Origin of the sequence: Micromonospora sp. DT178, assembly GCF_049841695.1 — a bacterium.
Taxonomy (GTDB): domain Bacteria; phylum Actinomycetota; class Actinomycetes; order Mycobacteriales; family Micromonosporaceae; genus Micromonospora.
The window spans coordinates 1-233 of sequence record NZ_JBNCKV010000104.1; the positions used below are offsets into that span (position 1 = coordinate 1).

The following is a 233-nucleotide window of genomic DNA, read 5'->3' on the forward strand; positions in this document are numbered from 1 at the left end:
CCAGCCGCTGCGCCTGCGCCCGCAACGCCACCTCGGTCTTAGCCGACAGCAGCCACGGCACCACCCCGTCGGCCGGCGCCATCGGCGACTGCTGGCCCGAGCCCGCCGGGTCGGTTGGTGTGTCCTGCGGCGGCTCGAACGGTTCGGCCTCTTCCGGGATCTGGAGCGGTTGGGCTTCTTCGAGGATGAGGTGGGCGTTGGTGCCGCTGACTCCGAATGAGGACACTCCGGCC

General features: G+C 71.2%; 1 protein-coding gene. It reads right to left on the reverse strand.

Annotation, left to right across the window (positions count from 1 at the left end):
- Positions 1–233: hypothetical protein (locus ACLQ22_RS32160; protein WP_425695631.1), on the reverse strand; the 233-nt coding region annotated here is incomplete at both ends.